Here is a 17801-nt window from a genome sequence, read left to right on the forward strand (position 1 = left end):
ATGTTGAGAAAGAATATAATCTGGTTTTGTTTACTGATAGGAGTCATGGTGACGGCCTGTTCCATTTCCTACAAGTTCAACGGAGCTTCGATTGACTATACAAAGGTAAAAACAATATCTATCAAGGATTTTCCTAATCAGGCACCTTTGGTTTATCCTCCGCTATCACAGGAGTTTACCGAAGCATTGAAGGATATTTATATCCGTCAGACACGCCTTCAGATGGTCAACAATAATGGTGACCTGGAGCTGGAAGGTGAGATTACCGGATATGAACTGACACCAATGGCCGTAAAGGAAGATGCCTGGTCTTCGCAGACAAAGCTGACGATTACTGTGCGTGTACGTTATTCCAATCGTACGAATCCGGATGAAGATTTCGAACAGAGTTTCTCTGCATATCGTGAGTTTGATGCTACCCGGATGTTGCAGGACGTACAGGCCGAACTCTGTACGGAGATCATTGACGAGTTGACGGATCAGATTTATAATGCAACCGTAGCCAATTGGTAATATATGAAAGCTGCAGACTTATATCTACTGATGGAAGACCCCTCTTTGCTGACGAAGGAAACACTTTCCCCGTTACAGCAGGTAGTGGCTGAATATCCGTATTTCCATATAGCCCGGATGCTTTATCTGAAGAATCTGGCTGTATTGAATGATATACGCTTTGCCGCAGAACTGAAAAGAATGGCAGTTTACATACCGGACAGAAGAAAACTATTCGCACTGATCGAGGGAGAACGTTACGGGATGCCGTTTGCGGCATCAGCGGAAGAAAATGAACCGGCAACAGACTCTTTCTCCCTGATCGATGCTTTTTTGGCTGATCGTGAAAGTGAGGGAGAACAACAGGCGGCTGATCCTACCATATTGTTTCAGCCTTCCGTTTCATCTGATTATATATATTGGTCGTTGTCAAAGGATGATATATCGGCGGAAGAGGAGCCGGAAGCTAAGCTTCAGCATCATGACCTGATCGATTCTTTCATTAAAAATGACGAACAGCGGGCACCGGGCAGCGGATTAGTCTTATCCTTGCAACCGGATGAGCCAGTTTCCCAGGGACCATTGAAAGAAGGGGAGAACGAACAACCCCGATCGTTGGACGATGATTCTTATTTTACCGAGACATTGGCTCATATTTATGTTAAACAGAAACGGTATGAGAAGGCATTGCAAATTATTAAAAACTTATATTTGAATTATCCAGAAAAAAATGCTTACTTTGCAGACCAAATTAGATTTTTGGAAAAATTGATTATTAACACTAAAAAATAAAACTAAAATGTACGTATTTATTTCTATTCTAATCCTGATCGCTTCAATACTTCTGATCTTGATAGTATTGATCCAGAACTCAAAGGGGGGAGGTCTGGCTTCGGGATTCTCTTCATCTAACCAAATTATGGGTGTACGTAAAACCACAGACTTTTTGGAAAAAGCAACATGGGGCCTGGCTGGTTTTGTTATTGTTTGTAGTATCGTTATTACAGCATTTATCCCAAGAGCAACAACTACTACACAATCTGAAATCAAAAAACAGGTAAACGAAGCTGTAACAATCGACCCGAATACGGTAGCTCCTAACTTTGGAACTGCTCAGCCGTCAGCAAATGCTCCGGTTGAAGAAGAAACGCCGGCAGAAGCTCCTGCTCAGGCTGAATAAGATTTAGATTTTATTGCATATACTAAAGGCATTCCATTTCGGGATGCCTTTTTTTATATTAGGCTTCATATTAAATTTAGAAAGATTTGAGCTATCTGCTAATTATAGGATGAGCTAGTTGGCGACGGTGTCTTCAGGCTGTAGGTCTGTAACAAACTAGCCCAGGGTTCTAACCCTGGGTCCCCTTGAATCCTTCTCTTTCTGAGGCACCCTGTAGGGGTGCGACAAGGTAGAAAGGGTTGATATTTATCTTGTTCCGCCCTTACAGGGCGGAAAGGCAGGAGCGAGTTTTATAATCCCAGGGTTCCAACCCTGGGCTGGTTTGTTAAAGCCTTACAGGCTTATATTGACACCGTAAAGGTGGTTCGCGAACCGCCCCTACCAACGACGCAACATTCACATCTGATAATTATTGAAACACTTACCTCTGTCAAGAAAGGAATCATATAAGGAAACTCTCTACAATGATTCCTTTTCGTCTAGAATGAAAAGAAAGGATAGTACTAATGTTTTTTTATTTAGAGGTAGGTGTAAATCGATTTAGACCTACCTCTAAATGAAAATAGACCTACCTCTAAATTTATTTACACCTACCTCTGACAAAAGAATCGTTGGATATATGTCCGAATGGCTTTTAGGCAATACTGATAAAGGATAGTTATATAGATATAGGGTGGTGCAGGTAGGGGTGAACGGTTTGTGGATGTTTATATCCGGATAGATATATTTTATGAGGAATGACAGTTGATTTTTGTATCTTTGTTGAGACAGATTAAACTGTTTTATATTAAACAATACAAATATGGAGATGATAAATTTTGACGGGCTACTGATTGGTATCGTTACTTTTCTGATAATCGGGTTGTTTCATCCGATAGTTGTTAAGGCTGAATATTATTGGGGGACTAAATGCTGGTGGATATTCCTTCTTCTGGGGATTGCCGGAACGGTTGCTTCTTTGCTGATAGAGAGTGTTTTTGTCTCCGCTATCTGCGGTGTGTTTGCCTTTTCTTCGTTCTGGACAATCAAGGAAGTATTCGAGCAGGAAGAACGCGTATTGAAAGGATGGTTCCCTAAAAATCCAAAAAGACAATATCCGGAAAAATAATTGTATCTTTGTAGCCGTAAAAGAATACAGCTATGAAGAAGAAAAAGAAAGTCTCTCCGCTGGACGAGTACATCAAGCAAACCGCAAGGGAAGCCGAGAAGCGGAAATAGAGAATCACGGACGTCCGGTCAGTCATAATCGGGTGCATGTATCGAAAAAGGTTTACAACCGTAAAAGAGATAAGGCAGATGCCCAGGGGCGTCTGCCTTATTTGTGTCGTCAGGTAGCCTGATTTACTCTTATTCTTCTTTCAGATATAATCCTTCGCGTGATAGCTGATGGTCGAGGTTGGCTACTCCCAGACCGACAATAGCCATGACCGTTGCAGCATGTTGTTGATATTCAGGAATGCTCTTGGTGTATAAGTCACGCTCCGTATGCCATATCTCATCGTAGCTGAAGTTATAGCCTTTGATGTCTTTCTCCATAAAACCGATGGTCGGTACGCCATCCAGTGCAAAGACGGAAGCATCCGTACCGCCCATGGTGGTCGGCTGTTTACGCGGTTCGGCTACTTTGACTTCGAACGGATATTCGGTATTAATCTTCTTTACCGGTTCGCATATCTTCACAAAATCATCATACATGGCTTGCGGTACACTAATACCCACCGGAGGAGTAGGGCCGCCGTCACGGTTGAACAGATTCGATATTTTATCCATCTTCTTTGGATTCCCCTTAACCCAGGCCTGTGCACCGAGCAGACCGAATTCTTCACCTGCAAAAGCACAGAAAAGCATCGTGCGTTTAGGCTTTGCTCCCGAAGTGGCAATCAGACGGGCGGCTTCCATAACAGGGGTAACGCCTGAACCATCATCGACCCCGCCGGTTCCTACATCAAAAGAATCGAGGTGGCCACTCAGCATAACATATTCCCCCGGATGTTTACTTCCCTTTATGGAACCGATTACATTATAATATTTGACCGGTCCCAGGCGGAAATGGTTACGTATATCGAACTCCAGCATAAAGGAACGGCGTTCTTTTACCATCTGTTTGATGATGGCGTATTGATGTTCATCCAGTTTGATATCGGGTACGGTCGGTAGTTTTTCGATGGTCATATCCTTATCGAATACGACATTCTTATCATAAAGTGCACGCAGTGGGACAGAAGCCGACTGGATAAAACCTAAGACACCGGCTTCGCACATTTCCTTGTAAAAGAGAGCCGGTTTTTCTTCATTTAAAGGCAGTAAGGGGGTATTCTTTTTATTTACCCAGTTATCCCTCATTATCTCACGGTTTTTTTGAGCGATTGTGTTGTTTTCTGCAATAACACCTGCACGGTCATAGTCTGCTGTTGCCGACCAATCGATTGGCCAGCCTGTGTTTTTGCCGTTTACCAGTATCCAGGCGCCTTTCAACTGTCCTTTCATCCGGTCGAACTCATCTTGTGTCAGGGGCTCTAGCAGCACGTGTCCCCGTTGAAGTCCTTTCGTACCGGAGGTATAGGAAGGGGTGACGAAATGCAACTCCATCCCGTTTTCACCAAGCAGCTTGCCGAACCACGGGCCCCGGTTGAATCCGACGGGTAAAGTTCCGGCTTCCTGTAACTCCACTTCCAGCCCCCATTCTTTGAACTTGGAGGCTACCCATTCGGTGGCGTTGTCATAGGCATCCGAACCGATAGGGCGTCCGCCGAAACGGTTGGTCAGTATGTCCAGATGGTTCATGACCTGATTGTCGGAACGTCCGGTTTCAATGATTTTATTTACGGCGGCCTCCTGTGCCGGAAGGGAAGTTATGGTCATACAGGCCATGGTTGCGAAGAGAAGTATAGTCCTTTTCATATCAGTGTTTGTTTAAGTCTTGCAAATTAATGGATAAAAATAACGTATACCAAATGAAAAGCAGGAAATAATAACAGAATCGTTACCTTTTTGTAAAAGTAGTGCCGATTGAGTAACAAAGGTTCTCTGAATCCTAATAAAGGTTGTTCTTTCAGTCTCTTACTGCTTTGTCTGATTGCATCGGTAATCTTCTTTGCAGTACGTAATCCGCATAGCGTTTTATAAAAGTGGAATATTTCTGTGATTTGTTCTTTTGCGATGGGGTCCCATCTTAACTTTTTCATCTGAGTGAATCCAGATAGTTGTCCATATCATCCTCTTCGATAAATTTACCGGAACGGTAATTTTCTTCAGATTCAGCAACAACCGCTCTGAACTCATCGGAAGTAGGTACCCAGGGATAGGGCTTACTTTTAGATGCAGCCTTTTTTAGAGATAATGCTTTAGCGTATTTCTCCAATTCAGTGAACTCCTCTTCATCCATCGAAAGGATGAACTCGGTAAAGTGTTGTTTCCGTAAATTTAATTCCATTGTTGTCATAATATCTCTTCTTTGGTTTTCTTATTTGACAAAGATAAGATATTAGTTCTGAATTATATTTACATTTGTGGGCAAAACAGAGATAAGCGTATGATATTTTACTTTTCAGGTACCGGAAACTCCCGTTGGGTGGCGAATGCTTTGAGTATCGCGTTGGGAGAACCTGTCGTTTCGATAGCGGAGGAGTTAAAAACCAATAAAAAGGAAATTGTCTGCCCGCTCAGGGAAGATGAGAAAGTGCTGTTTGTCTATCCCGTACATTCGTGGGGACCGGCTGTCCCTGTTACCCGTTTTATCTCGAAGCTGAAGCTGACCGGCTACGATAAGCAACCCGTATATTCTGTATCCACCTGTGGCGACGAATGCGGTTATACCGCTGACAGGATGCAGAAAGCCTTGTCTAAACGGGGGATTACGCTTACGGCTGGTTACTCGGTCATTATGCCGAATAACTATATCCTCCTGCCTGGTTTTGATGTAGACAGCAAGGAAGTCGAAAGACAGAAACTGGAAGATGCGCCCGCTGCCGTCGCTGCTATCGCTGCTGCTATCCGCGAAAGTAAAAACGTTAATTTATACAATAAAGGAAGCCTGCCGGGACTCAAAAGCTACTGGATATATCCTCTTTTTGCTAATTTTGCCATAGGGAAGAACTCCTTTCGGGTAACGGAAGCCTGCATCTCATGCGGTTTGTGTGAGAAAGTTTGTCCGACCGGGACCATAACGCTGTCCGAAGGAAAGCCTGTCTGGTCGGATACCTGCGTGCAATGTGTTGCCTGTATCCACCGTTGTCCGGTACGTGCCATAGAATATGGCAAGATTACCCTGAAGAAAGGAAGGTATCATCATCCCGATGTTAAATAAGTTGCGCCTGTCAACTATAAAAACAAGTAAAGCAAAATGAAACAACTAGTAATGATGGTTATGGCTGTGTTCCTGTTGGCAAGTTGCCAGGAAACGCCTAAAGGTTATGTGATAAACGGAGTCGTGGAGAATATGCCTGACGGTAAGATTTACCTGAAAACGTTCCGTAATAAAATGTTCTTCGATGTGGATACCGCCGAGATTAAGGACGGTAAATTCACATTCAAGGGAGAAGTGAGCCAGCCCCTGCTGTATGGCCTGGCTACCGAGGATATGAATTATCCGGCGCAACTCTTTGTGGAGAATACGAATATGGACGTGACGCTCGGAAATGACGGCGAGACGATTATCGTTCAGAACTCTCCGGTCAATACGATTTTCCAGGAAAACCAGAGTAAGGTCTTTGAGAAAGGTTTCGATATAGATAGCCTGATAAGCAAGTACCCGGATTCGCCGGCTGCGGCTTTCTACCTGTATCGTTATTTTACCTATCAGCTTCCGTTGGATCAGTTGAAGGCGACCCGTGCCAAGATAGCTCCGGCACTGGCTGACTGTCCTTATGTAAAAGATCTGGATGGCATCATCGGCCAGTTGGAGAATGTGCAGATTGGCAAGACGGCTCCCGAATTTTCTTTGCCGGATACAGCCGGTGTGGCTGTCTCTCTGTCCGATTTCCGTGGTAAATATGTATTACTTGATTTCTGGGCTTCCTGGTGTCCTCCCTGCCGTCGTGAGAATCCGAATGTAGTGAAGGCTTTCCAGGATTACAAGGATAAGAACTTTACGATTATCGGTATCTCCCTGGATAACAACAAAGACAAATGGTTGAAGGCCATCGCCGATGACAACCTGACCTGGACACACGTCTCCGATTTGAAATATTGGGATTCAGAGATACCTGCCTTGTATGGTGTCCGCGGCATTCCGGCAAACGTATTGCTCGATCCTGACGGTGTAATCATCGCCAAGAATATCACTGGCGAAGATTTGCCTAATACATTAAAAGAAGTAATCAAATAAGCATGAAGCGCAATCTGCTTATCTCTTTTTTCAGTCTTCTCTGCCGTACAAGAACTTTTTCCAGGATAAGTTCGGTCCGGGGCATATCGTCAGCGACACAACAGCCGCCGGTAATTATCTTCGCCGCGAAATGGCTTCCTATACGGAAACGGAAGGGGAGATTACAGAGTCGACAGTTACTCTCCGCATTACCGTATCATCAGTAAAGAAATTTTTGAACAAGAATTACAACCTTTAATACAATTGTCATCCAACTAGTTACAACAAACTATAAACCCTTCTTGTTTTATTATTGAAGAATAATATTGAAGAAGAAGGAGATGAGAATTGCAATCAGCGGTAATTCAGGTTTTATAGGACAGCATCTGACAGAGTTTCTATCTGTTGGCGGAGATGTCGTTGTCCCTTTGAAACATGCGATGTTCCGTTCGAGGTCGGACGAAAAGCTGAAACAGGCATTGACCGGATGTGATGTTGTAATCAATCTGGCCGGAGCTACGATAAACCAGCGTTGGACAAGGAAAGCCAAACGTAAAATAATGAACAGCCGTATTTATACTACCAGGCGGCTGGTATCTATCATCAATGAGATGGAGGTGAAGCCGAAGGTATTTATCTCCGCATCAGCCGTCGGCATTTATCCGGATAACGGTATTTATTCAGAAAGCAGTACGTCTGTGGGAACGGGTTTCCTGTCTGATGTCTGTATCCGTTGGGAAGATGAGGCGCAGAAGTTGTCGAGAGACATCCGGTTGGTAGTAGCCCGTTTTGGAGTTGTATTGTCAAAGGATGGAGGGGCATTACCTAAGATGTTGCTGCCATTCCGCTTTTTTGTCGGAGGAAAGATTGCTTCCGGCAAACAGGGATTCTCCTGGATACATATAGAAGATGTGCTGCATGCCATGCAGTTTATTATCGAACATAAGGATTTATCGGGAGTTGTCAACCTGGTTGCTCCCCAACCACTGACGAACCGGGCTTTTACAAAGGTGGTTGCCGAAGTGATGCACCGCCCGGCTTGGTTACCCCTTCCCCGGAGAGTATTCAGGTATCTTTATGGAGAAGGAGAAGAATTAATCACCAAAGGACAACAGGCTTATCCGGCCCGGTTACTTTCAGCAGGGTATGTATTCCGTTATTCGGATATACGGCTGGCGTTACTTAGTTTCATGATGTAGTAGGCACGGAAAGATTACTTCTTTCATCTATTATAAAGAAGTAAAGGATAAACTATTAGATATCTCCTTAACTTCTATCTCTAAAGTCCTGACTCAGTAAAATTATCCTGTACACCCTGGTGAATTACGGTGTACACCTTAGTCTGACAACCTGTACACCGTAATCGGCTATCCTGTACAGGGTAGTAATACTTACTAACGACTTATGCATTAGTTAGCAGTGACTTTAGTGATAATAAGTAGTAACTTTAGAGATAATATTCAGTGACAATTTCACCAAGCTGATACAAATATAATACATAATGTTTTACAAAAACATCTGCCATCTGTTACTGTCTCGGATATATTATTAATTACCAATAAATTAGGGGTTGCAGATGCAGTGTATTTATCTGCCACTGTATCTGCCATCTGTCACCTGCATACATAGTAAACGCTTCAGAATAATATTAATTAAAGAGTGGTAGATGACAGATGTGGTTGCAGATAAAATCAGGTATCTGTCACCATCTATATGACATATATACAGTGTGTTATATGGATTGGTTGCAGATGGTAGATAAATATACAAAACTTTGTGTAGTATCTTTCTATTCTGTTTATTTACCTGTTCGCGGAATTAATTTGTTTCAGTTATTATCAGATATGAGTGTTTGTTTATAGCAACTGGTTGTAACTGGCTCCCCTCTTGAGAGGGGGAAGGGGGTGTGTCATATTCCCGCCTATACAACCACCATAGTCAGAGTCACTTGACTATTGCAGGTTCATTTGCCGTCTGCTTCAGCTGACGGTTTAAAAGCTGTTTCTCTTTTTTGGCTTCAGCCACATTTCTCTTAGATAGAAAACTGTAAGAAATGGGACTAAAGTCCAATAAGATAGATCCTTTACTAATCCGTCAGCTGAAGCAGACGGCAAATGAACCTGTAACAAAGCCTGTTTTATTGACTGGCTTTAACACACCCCCTACCCCCTCTCAAGAGGGGAGACAGGTACAACCTGTCACTATAAACAGACAGTTCAATTATTTCTATACTTCAGCCATCTCTTACCATCTTATTATTTTTGTCAATAAGTAATAAAAAGAGATTTATAACAGCATAATGTCATATTTTTCTGTACATTGCAGCATAATAACTATTAAAGACTAACATTATGATCATCGGAATTCCTAAAGAAATCAAGAACAATGAGAACCGGGTAGCGCTTACGCCTGCCGGAGCAAAAGAGTTGGTAAAAAGAGGACACACCGTATATGTGCAGCATACTGCGGGTGAGAACAGCGGTTTTCCAGATTCAGCCTATGAGACAGTCGGAGCAAAGATTCTCCCGTCGATCAACGACGTCTACCAGACTGCTGAAATGATCGTGAAAGTAAAAGAGCCGATTGCCGTAGAATATCCTTTAGTACGGAAAGGACAACTGGTCTTTACTTATTTTCATTTTGCCTCGGACGAAAAGCTGACGCTTGCCATGATGGACAGCGGCTCCGTCTGCCTGGCCTACGAAACGGTTGAAAATCCGGACGGTACACTTCCTTTATTAATCCCTATGAGCGAAGTCGCCGGCCGCATGTCGATACAGGAAGGCGCACGTTTCCTTGAGAAACCCCAGGGAGGCAAAGGCATCCTGTTGGGTGGCGTACCGGGAGTGAAACCTGCCCGCGTACTGGTACTCGGCGGCGGTATCGTTGGCTATAATGCCGCGCTGATGGCAGCCGGAATGGGTGCGACGTGACAATAGCGACATCTCACTTCCACGCCTGCGCCATCTGGAAGAGGTCATGCCCGCCAATGTCAGGACCTTATATTCTTCTACGCATAACATCGAAACGGAACTTCCGGCGACCGACCTGGTGATCGGTGCCGTCCTGATTCCCGGAGCCAAGGCACCTCATCTGATCACAAAAGAGATGCTGGGACTGATGAAACCCGGCAGTGTATTGGTAGACGTAGCGATCGACCAGGGCGGTTGTTTCGAAACTTCGCATCCGACAACCCATGCCGATCCCGTTTACACAGTCGACGGTATCGTACATTATTGCGTAGCCAATATCCCGGGTGCCGTGCCCCAGACTTCCACGCTGGCATTGACCAACGCTACCCTCCCCTACGTGCTGGAACTGGCAGACAAAGGTTGGAAAGAAGCCTGCAAAGAAGATAAGACACTCTATCCCGGATTGAACATCATTGAGGGACAGATTGTCTATCCCGCCGTTGCCGAAGCGTTCGGATTACCTTGTTATCCGGTGGTATTATAATCTACCACCTCTTCTCCCCTGGTTTCATCCAACTTTGATAAATCAATTACTCCCTCTCTTTCCTTTATAATTACAAAAAAATGTAAAATCGCTTTGATACTTTTATTGAGGTTACTACCTTAGCGCAACTAATAATAAAAATTAAATCGTTTAACAACCATGAAGAAAATTGTTTTGTTATTGGCTTTTTGCCTGAGTATTGGAAACGTATTTGCACAAGACGCTGATAAACTGCGTGATGAAGGTGATGCTGCCTTGAAAGCAAAGAACTATGCAGAAGCTTTTACAAAGTATGACGGGTTCCTGAAACAAACAAACAATGAAGATGCAGACCGTGTTTTCAACTGTGCATTTGCCGCTTTCCAGGCAAAAAAGTATGAAGATGCTGTAAAGTACTACGATCTGGCTATTCAAAAGAACAAAAACATTGATGACGCTTATACAGGTAAAGCAATGGCATTGCGCAACCTGAATAAAGCTCCCGAATTTACTGCAACCGTTGAAGCCGGCCTGAAAGCTAAACCGGGTGATGCAAATCTGGAAAAACTGCTTTATGTATATTGCATGAAACAAGGCCAGGCTGTACAAAAAAGTGGAAAGATTGCTGATGCTGAAGAATTATACAAAGACGTGCTGATCGTGAGCAATCCCAAATACAAAGAAAATGCTTTGTATAGCTTAGGTGCCATGTATTACAACGAAGGAGCCAAGATTCTTGCAGCCGCTACCGACCCAGCTAAATATGAAGCTGAAAAAGATAAGGCAGACGTTCAGATGAAAAAGGCAAAAGAATATATGGAACAGGCAGTAGCTCTTAATGCAGCGAATGCTAACGCCAAGAAAATCCTTGATTCCATCAACGAAACATTAGCTAAATAATTAATTACAAAAGTAAATACTAAAACATTCATAGACCCCGGACTTCTTTTAGTTCGGGGTTTTATTTTGGTTTCATAACCTCCATTCTATTGTATTCCCTTCCCCCTGACTATCCTGTTTAACGATCCGTTTTAAAACCATAGTAGCACAATAGTGCTAGTTTTCATCATACTATAGTACCACAACCTTTAACACTATAGTCCTATCCTACCCGACACTATAGTGCTAAAATAATAAATAAATAAGCAGGCATCCTTTAACGAGTGCTTACTCATTGAAGGATGCCTGCCTGTTCACCGGAATAGTTTCCGGATATTTATTCGAAAATATCGACCGCTTGTAACCTATCCCTTTCAGGACTTGAAGAAGAAGCGGAATATATCATTACCGTTTGCATAGATCAGCAAAGCGAAAAGCAGGAACATACCAGTTATCTGGGCATATTCAAGGAACTTGTCGCTTGGCTTGCGACGGGCAATCACCTCATACAAGAGGAACATCACATGACCGCCATCCAATGCCGGAATAGGCAATATATTCATAAAGGCCAGGATGATTGACAGGAAGGCTGTCTGCATCCAGAACACCTGCCAGTCCCAAACTGTCGGGAAAATGCTGCCGATCGTACCAAAGCCGCCCAGGCTCGAAGCGCCTTCCTTGGTGAATACATACTTCATGTCGTTCACATAGCCTTTCAAGGTATTGATACCCAGTCTGACACCGGCAGGGAATGATTCGAAAAAGCCGTAAGTACGGGTTACCGTCGGGTATAAATCCGTTTTGCTCATCAGATAAACACCGATCTTACCCGCCGTATCCGGTTGGATAACGACCGACTGTTCCATTCCGTTACGGTAAAATCCCAAAGTAATATCCTTTCCTTTATTCTGATCCAGCATTTTAGCCACATCTTCAAACAGAGGGGTTGCCTGGCCGTTAATCGAGACAATACTGTCTCCCGGTTGCAAACCGGCAGTAGCAGCAGGCGAATCTTTCTCGGAAAGTTTCTTTACAACCATCGGTACACGATCCGGACTGGCAAATCCTTTTCCTTCGCGCATAAAACGCTGCATCATATCTTCCGGTATAGGAATAACCGTTTCCACACCATCACGCAAGACTGTTACATTACTTGCTTCCACTACCTTACGGAAGCTGGCCTGATCCAGGCGATCCAATTCCTCATTATTGGCCTTCAACAGAATATCACCGTCACGGAAACCTACCTCCTGAAATGCTTCGCTGTAATACATGCCATGCTTCATATTTTTCAGAGGCAAATAAGTTTCGCCCCAGGTATAAAGCACCATCGAATAAATAAACAACGCCAACAGGAAGTTAAACAAAACCCCTGCGATCATGATCATCAAACGCTGACCGGCCGGCTTGGAACGGAACTCGTACGGTTTGGCAGGCTGTGCCATCGCTTCCTTGTCCATACTTTCGTCGATCATACCGGATATCTTGCAATAACCGCCTAGAGGCAACCAACCGATGCCATATTCCGTATCACTGTTCTTCGGCTTGAATTTGAACAGTGAGAACCAGGCATCAAAGAAAAGATAAAACTTCTCTACCCGCACCTTAAAAATACGGGCAAAAAGAAAATGTCCGAACTCATGTACAAGGACCAATATCGATAAGCTCAGGATGAGCTGTAACGCCCTAATTAAAAATGTCTCCATCTATTTGTTTGTCTGTATTAATTTATTTCTTTTTACTCATATAACCTTTCCCGGTTTATTTCCCGGCTATCGTATTCATGACCGAAGCCGCTACCCTACGTGCCTCGGCATCTGTCGCAACATAATCTTCATAGGTAGGCGTTGCGATAAAAGAAGAGGTTGCCATCGTCTTTTCAATCACATCGCTCATTTGAAGGAAACCTATTTCGTCGCGCAGGAAAGCAGCTACCACTACTTCGTTGGCAGCATTCAGGATACACGGCATATTTCCTCCCGTACGAATGGCATCGAACGCAAAAACCAGGTTACGGAAACGTGTCATATCGGGTTCCTCGAACGTCAACGTGGAATAGAGGTTAAAATCCAACCGGGGAGCCTTACTCGTCAGGCGCTTCGGATAAGAAAACGCATAACTGATCGGCAACTTCATATCCGGAATACCCAACTGAGCCATCACGGCACCGTCTTCAAACTGAACCATCGAATGAATAACCGACTGCGGATGCACTACGATCTGTATCTGTTCAGGTGTTACACCGAACAACCATTTCGCTTCGATCATCTCAAAGCCTTTGTTCATCATAGAAGCCGAATCGATCGTAATCTTTGCTCCCATGCTCCAGTTCGGATGCTTCAACGCCTGTGCCTTGGTGACCACTGCCAGTTCCTCCATCGTCTTCGTGCGGAACGGACCACCGGATGCGGTAAGCAGGATCTTTTCCACCTGATTCTCCCATTCTCCCGCTAAACACTGGAAAATGGCGGAATGTTCAGAATCGACCGGCAACACCGGCACTTTATGTTCCGTGGCAAGCGAGGTAATCAGTTCACCGGCCACCACCAATGTTTCCTTATTTGCCAACGCTATGGCTTTGCCTGCCTTGATAGCGGCAATCGTCGGTTTCAGGCCGGAATATCCGACCATGGCTGTCAGCACCATATCGATTGGTTCCGACTGTACCACCTGGGCGATAGCGTCCGAACCAGCCCACACCTTGATCGGCAGATCTTCCAAAGCCTCTTTCAATTCGGGATATTTCTGTTCGTTGGCGATAACGACCACTTCGGGCATATATTTTCGTGCCTGGTTAATCAGTAAATCTACCTGGTTGTTAGCGGTCAGAGCATATACTTCAAACAGGTCGGCATGTTCGCTGACCACCTCCAAAGCCTGTGTCCCGATTGAACCGGTAGAACCTAATATGGCTAAACTTCTTTTCATCGATTTAAAAAGCTATATATTCTTCAGGATTGACCGGAATACCCTTATACCACAACTCGAAATGGAGATGCGGACCGGTAGACAGTTTCCCCGTGTTTCCCACCAAAGCTATCGCTTCGCCGGCAACAACGTGGTCGCCAATCTCTTTCAGCAATAATTCATTATGTTTATAAACGGACAGGAATCCGTTCTTGTGTTGCAACTGGATCACATTTCCGAAATTGGGATCAAAGCCAGTGAATACCACCGTTCCGTCCAGAGTTGCCAGTACGCTTTCTTTCGGAGCAGCCACCAGGTCTACCCCGAAATGACGGGCATCCGCCTCGTAATGCGAAGAGACCACACCGTTTACCGGCTTATAGAAAAAGATACCGTCGGTAGGAACCGGATTCGGATTCAGCACCGTCAGGTTATACTTTTCTTCTTCCTCAAAACTCTTTACAAACTTCTCTTCCGATTTACTGCGGGGAATCTCATAATTGGCATCCACATGGGCCAGGGAGTCTATCTGACGGATAGAATCGAGTTCGATCGTACCGGACAGGATACCGGCTACATTTTCCAGATAAAGCGACTGGATAGAGATCATTCTCTCCAGCGAATCGGCACGCAACGCATTGTCCACAATCTCCTTACGTATTTCCACGTCCAGATAACCCGGCAAATAATTTCGTATCGGTGTCTTAATGATAATCAACGCAGTGAAAGCGATCAGTATGAAAGCAAACAAAGCAAGGGTAAGAAATGCCGTCAATTGCGACAAACGAAAAGACCATACTTCTTCGAGCGTCGTTTCATTGAAAAAAGACAGCTTGTACTTAAACCTTATCCGGTGCCAGAATGATTTCTTATTGTTCTTTCGTTGTTTTCGTGCCATGTTTTTATGTTAAAACGCAAAAGTAACAAAAACCGTATCTACACAGGCATTGTTTACTCTAATTAACGTTATTATAAATCAAGCAGACCTTCGGGAACGGATACCCGCAGTGTTTTGTTTTCATGATCCGCAGCCGTTATCAACTCTTCGGCAGCCGGAAGCAGCAGGTCATTGCCGTGATGGTCGATCTGCAAAAGTACATTGATCGTCGTTTCATCCACGTCGGTGATCTTGCCCAGTTCCCCGTGACGCTCGTCGATCACAGTATATCCGATAAAGCTGTCCCATGACATGTCGCCCACCAAATCTTCTTCATTTGCATCTTCCAACGGGAAAAAGACTTCACGGTTCGTAAACTCACGGGCGGCTTTCTCGTCGTCTACATTCTCCAGCTTCACCAGCATGACAGTATCGGTCTTGTAACGGTATTCCTCAATAAAAAAGGGCACCAGGATACCATCCATTTCACAGATAATACAAGGATCTTCGACATCATCAAACAGGTCACAGTTGGTCACCAACGAGATTTCTCCCTTTATCCCGTGAGGCTTGGCAAACTGCCCTATCTTAAAAACTTCTTCTTTTCTTATCATAACAGAGAATGTCAGAGCCGGGTAATACGGGCTCCTATGTTATTCAAACGTTTATCGATATTCTGATATCCACGGTCGATCTGGTCGATGTTATGGATATGGCTGGTTCCTTCGGCACTCATCGCTGCAATCAGCAGGGCGATACCGGCACGGATATCCGGAGATACCATATTGGAACCGCGTAGTTTGAAACGGTTACTCAAACCGATCACCGTAGCCCGATGCGGGTCACAAAGGATGATCTGCGCCCCCATATCGATCAGCTTATCCACAAAGAACAGGCGGCTCTCGAACATCTTCTGATGGATCAGCACGCTACCGACAGCCTGGGTGGCAACCACCAGGAAGACACTCAGCAAGTCAGGCGTAAGTCCCGGCCAGGGAGCATCGGCTATTGTCATGATAGAACCGTCGATAAAGGTATCTATTTCGTAAGAATCGTGTGTAGGAATATGGATGTCATCGCCTATCTGTTCGACAGTGATACCCAGGCGGCGAAACGACTCGGGGATTATTCCCAGCTTGTCATATCCGGTATTTTTTATGGTGATGTCCGATGCTGTCATGGCTGCCATACCGATAAAGCTGCCGACTTCGATCATATCCGGCAAAATGGTATGGGTAGTTCCTCCCAGGGACTCGACACCTTCGATGGTGAGCAGATTAGAACCTACCCCCGATATGCGGGCACCCATCTGGTTGAGCATAGACGATAATTGCTGCAAATAGGGTTCGCAGGCTGCGTTATAAATGGTAGTTTTCCCCTCGGCCAGCACAGCTGCCATCAGGATATTGGCAGTACCGGTCACTGAAGCCTCATCCAGGAGCATATAAGCACCTTTCAAACGTTTGGCTTCGATTTCATACAGTTGGCGTTCGGCATCATAGCTGAAACAAGCGCCCAACTTCTGGATACCGACAAAGTGCGTATCCAGGCGGCGGCGTCCGATCTTATCACCTCCCGGCTTCGGGATCAGTGCCTTTCCGAAACGGGCTACCAGCGGACCGACGATCATCACCGAACCGCGCAACGACCCGCTTTTACGCAGGAAGTCTTCCGTATTCAGATAATCCAGGTCGATGGCATCAGCCTGAAAGGTATAGGTGTCGGCAGCAGGATGTTCCACTTTCACCTGCATGTCACGAAATAGCTGGATAAGATTATTCACGTCCAGGATATCGGGGACATTGTGGATCGTTACTTTCTCCGAAGTCAATAATACGGCACAGATCACTTCCAGCGCCTCGTTCTTGGCTCCTTGCGGAGTGATCTCACCGGATAATTTATAACCACCTTCTATAACAAACGAACTCATCGGCTTTTACGGGGATAATTCTTTTTGTTAGTATTATTCCGAGCCAGGATATCGCGGCTTTCTGCTAATTTATGAACTTCTTCATCCAAAACGATCTTACCGCTTGACAGTTCGTCCAGGTCTTTGAATATCTTACGGTCATCTACCGACTCTTTATTCCAGGTAAGGAAAGATTTCTTCATCTGGGTAGCCAACAGTTTGATAAGCTGATCTTTCTCCACTCCCGCTTCCAGTTCCGTTGCTTTACGGATCATCAGTTCCAATGTCTTTCCGTAATGGCGGTAGCGGATACGGTTGTTATTGTAAGGGATACGGGGAGGACGGGCATATAAATTTTCCTTCTTCACGATTTCGTAAGGATAGTCGATATCCAGCTTAAAATCTGCCATGATAGCCAAGTGATCCCACAAAATGTGCTTGAAATCGTTTACATCACGCAGGTGGGGAAACATATTTCCCATGATGTTGATTATCGTATTGGCACAACGTTTACGTTCTTCTCTGTCCTCTATTGCAACGCAATAATCAACCATGTTCTGGATATTGCGTCCGTATTCGGGCATAACCAATTTCTTTTCTTCTGTATTATATTTCATTATCATATTCATTTATCCGGCAAATGTACTTATTTTAATTGATTTACACAAGATACTCTCAAACTGTATAAAGGTTCTATAAGTGTTGGGAACATACATGATTATTAGTAATATAACGAACTAAACAGACATCGTCATGAATTGTAAAAAATACATACCACTGCGTGTTGTGATTCTTTTTATATTTCACATAATACATA

At 44.4% G+C, this 17801-nt stretch carries 17 protein-coding genes and 1 pseudogene; 9 read left to right on the forward strand and 9 right to left on the reverse strand.

Features of this window, described 5'->3' with window-relative positions; genetic code table 11:
* The 4 genes from DXA15_RS12265 to DXA15_RS12280 all read left to right on the forward strand — a co-directional run bounded on the left by DXA15_RS12265 (position 1) and on the right by DXA15_RS12280 (position 2780).
* Positions 1 to 513 (forward strand): LptE family protein, encoded by a 513-nt coding sequence (locus DXA15_RS12265; RefSeq protein ID WP_007658893.1) that lies wholly within the window; start codon positions 1 to 3, stop codon positions 511 to 513.
* Positions 514 to 516: 3 nt separating this feature from the next.
* The gene (locus DXA15_RS12270; RefSeq protein ID WP_128134211.1) at positions 517 to 1284 is read left to right on the forward strand and encodes a hypothetical protein; all 768 of its coding nucleotides are present in this window, start codon (positions 517 to 519) and stop codon (positions 1282 to 1284) included.
* Between the two features lie 7 nt (positions 1285 to 1291).
* Positions 1292 to 1672, forward strand: coding sequence for a preprotein translocase subunit SecG (gene secG / locus DXA15_RS12275; RefSeq protein ID WP_128134212.1), 381 nt, complete (start codon positions 1292 to 1294; stop codon positions 1670 to 1672).
* A gap of 802 nt (positions 1673 to 2474) precedes the next feature.
* Entirely contained in the window at positions 2475 to 2780 is a 306-nt protein-coding gene (locus tag DXA15_RS12280; RefSeq protein WP_010802445.1) for a DUF4491 family protein, read from the forward strand.
* A gap of 239 nt (positions 2781 to 3019) precedes the next feature.
* On the opposite strand, the gene DXA15_RS12290 is transcribed toward DXA15_RS12280, so the two are convergent.
* Genes DXA15_RS12290 through DXA15_RS12300 form a run of 3 tightly spaced genes read right to left on the reverse strand, consistent with a single transcriptional unit; the run spans position 3020 to position 5105 of the window.
* Positions 3020 to 4573: a M28 family metallopeptidase gene (locus DXA15_RS12290; protein ID WP_128134213.1), complete on the reverse strand. Its 1554-nt coding sequence runs from the start codon at positions 4571 to 4573 to the stop codon at positions 3020 to 3022.
* A 26-nt stretch (positions 4574 to 4599) separates the two neighbouring features.
* Positions 4600 to 4857 (reverse strand): type II toxin-antitoxin system RelE/ParE family toxin, encoded by a 258-nt coding sequence (locus tag DXA15_RS27975; protein WP_128134214.1) that lies wholly within the window; start codon positions 4855 to 4857, stop codon positions 4600 to 4602.
* Complete coding sequence (locus DXA15_RS12300) at positions 4854 to 5105, reverse strand: hypothetical protein (protein WP_233567234.1); 252 nt, start codon at positions 5103 to 5105, stop codon at positions 4854 to 4856. The genes DXA15_RS27975 and DXA15_RS12300 overlap by 4 nt, the downstream gene beginning before the upstream one ends.
* Positions 5106 to 5204: 99 nt before the next feature.
* Between DXA15_RS12300 and DXA15_RS12305 the strand changes: the two genes are divergently transcribed.
* The 5 genes and pseudogenes from DXA15_RS12305 (at position 5205) to DXA15_RS12325 (ending at position 11312) form a co-directional block, all read left to right on the forward strand.
* Entirely contained in the window at positions 5205 to 5978 is a 774-nt protein-coding gene (locus DXA15_RS12305) for an EFR1 family ferrodoxin (protein ID WP_128134216.1), read from the forward strand.
* A 36-nt stretch (positions 5979 to 6014) separates the two neighbouring features.
* Positions 6015 to 6998: a TlpA disulfide reductase family protein gene (locus DXA15_RS12310; protein ID WP_128134217.1), complete on the forward strand. Its 984-nt coding sequence runs from the start codon at positions 6015 to 6017 to the stop codon at positions 6996 to 6998.
* A 320-nt stretch (positions 6999 to 7318) separates the two neighbouring features.
* Positions 7319 to 8176 (forward strand): TIGR01777 family oxidoreductase, encoded by an 858-nt coding sequence (locus DXA15_RS12315; protein ID WP_128134218.1) that lies wholly within the window; start codon positions 7319 to 7321, stop codon positions 8174 to 8176.
* A 1152-nt stretch (positions 8177 to 9328) separates the two neighbouring features.
* Positions 9329 to 10433, forward strand: a pseudogene (ald, locus tag DXA15_RS12320) (alanine dehydrogenase).
* A 159-nt stretch (positions 10434 to 10592) separates the two neighbouring features.
* Positions 10593 to 11312, forward strand: coding sequence for a hypothetical protein (locus DXA15_RS12325; RefSeq protein ID WP_128134219.1), 720 nt, complete (start codon positions 10593 to 10595; stop codon positions 11310 to 11312).
* Positions 11313 to 11665: 353 nt separating this feature from the next.
* Here DXA15_RS12325 and rseP read toward each other — a convergent pair whose 3' ends face one another.
* From rseP to DXA15_RS12355, 6 genes are all read right to left on the reverse strand, one after another.
* On the reverse strand, positions 11666 to 12997 hold the full coding sequence (rseP, locus tag DXA15_RS12330) for an RIP metalloprotease RseP (protein ID WP_128134220.1): 1332 nt from the start codon (positions 12995 to 12997) through the stop codon (positions 11666 to 11668).
* A 55-nt stretch (positions 12998 to 13052) separates the two neighbouring features.
* On the reverse strand, positions 13053 to 14219 hold the full coding sequence (locus tag DXA15_RS12335) for a 1-deoxy-D-xylulose-5-phosphate reductoisomerase (RefSeq protein ID WP_128134221.1): 1167 nt from the start codon (positions 14217 to 14219) through the stop codon (positions 13053 to 13055).
* Between the two features lie 4 nt (positions 14220 to 14223).
* Positions 14224 to 15096, reverse strand: coding sequence for a M23 family metallopeptidase (locus tag DXA15_RS12340; protein WP_128134222.1), 873 nt, complete (start codon positions 15094 to 15096; stop codon positions 14224 to 14226).
* 71 nt (positions 15097 to 15167) lie between these two features.
* Positions 15168 to 15689, reverse strand: a complete 522-nt coding sequence (gene rimM / locus DXA15_RS12345) for a ribosome maturation factor RimM (RefSeq protein WP_128134223.1) — start codon at positions 15687 to 15689, stop codon at positions 15168 to 15170.
* 11 nt (positions 15690 to 15700) lie between these two features.
* A complete protein-coding gene (gene murA, locus DXA15_RS12350; protein ID WP_128134224.1) occupies positions 15701 to 17005 on the reverse strand; it encodes a UDP-N-acetylglucosamine 1-carboxyvinyltransferase in 1305 nt (434 codons plus the stop codon).
* Positions 17002 to 17601 (reverse strand): DUF4290 domain-containing protein, encoded by a 600-nt coding sequence (locus DXA15_RS12355; protein WP_007658975.1) that lies wholly within the window; start codon positions 17599 to 17601, stop codon positions 17002 to 17004. The genes murA and DXA15_RS12355 overlap by 4 nt, the downstream gene beginning before the upstream one ends.
* Positions 17602 to 17801 lie beyond the last annotated feature (200 nt).

Source organism: Parabacteroides sp. AM58-2XD, from assembly GCF_003463685.1.
GTDB lineage: Bacteria > Bacteroidota > Bacteroidia > Bacteroidales > Tannerellaceae > Parabacteroides > Parabacteroides segnis.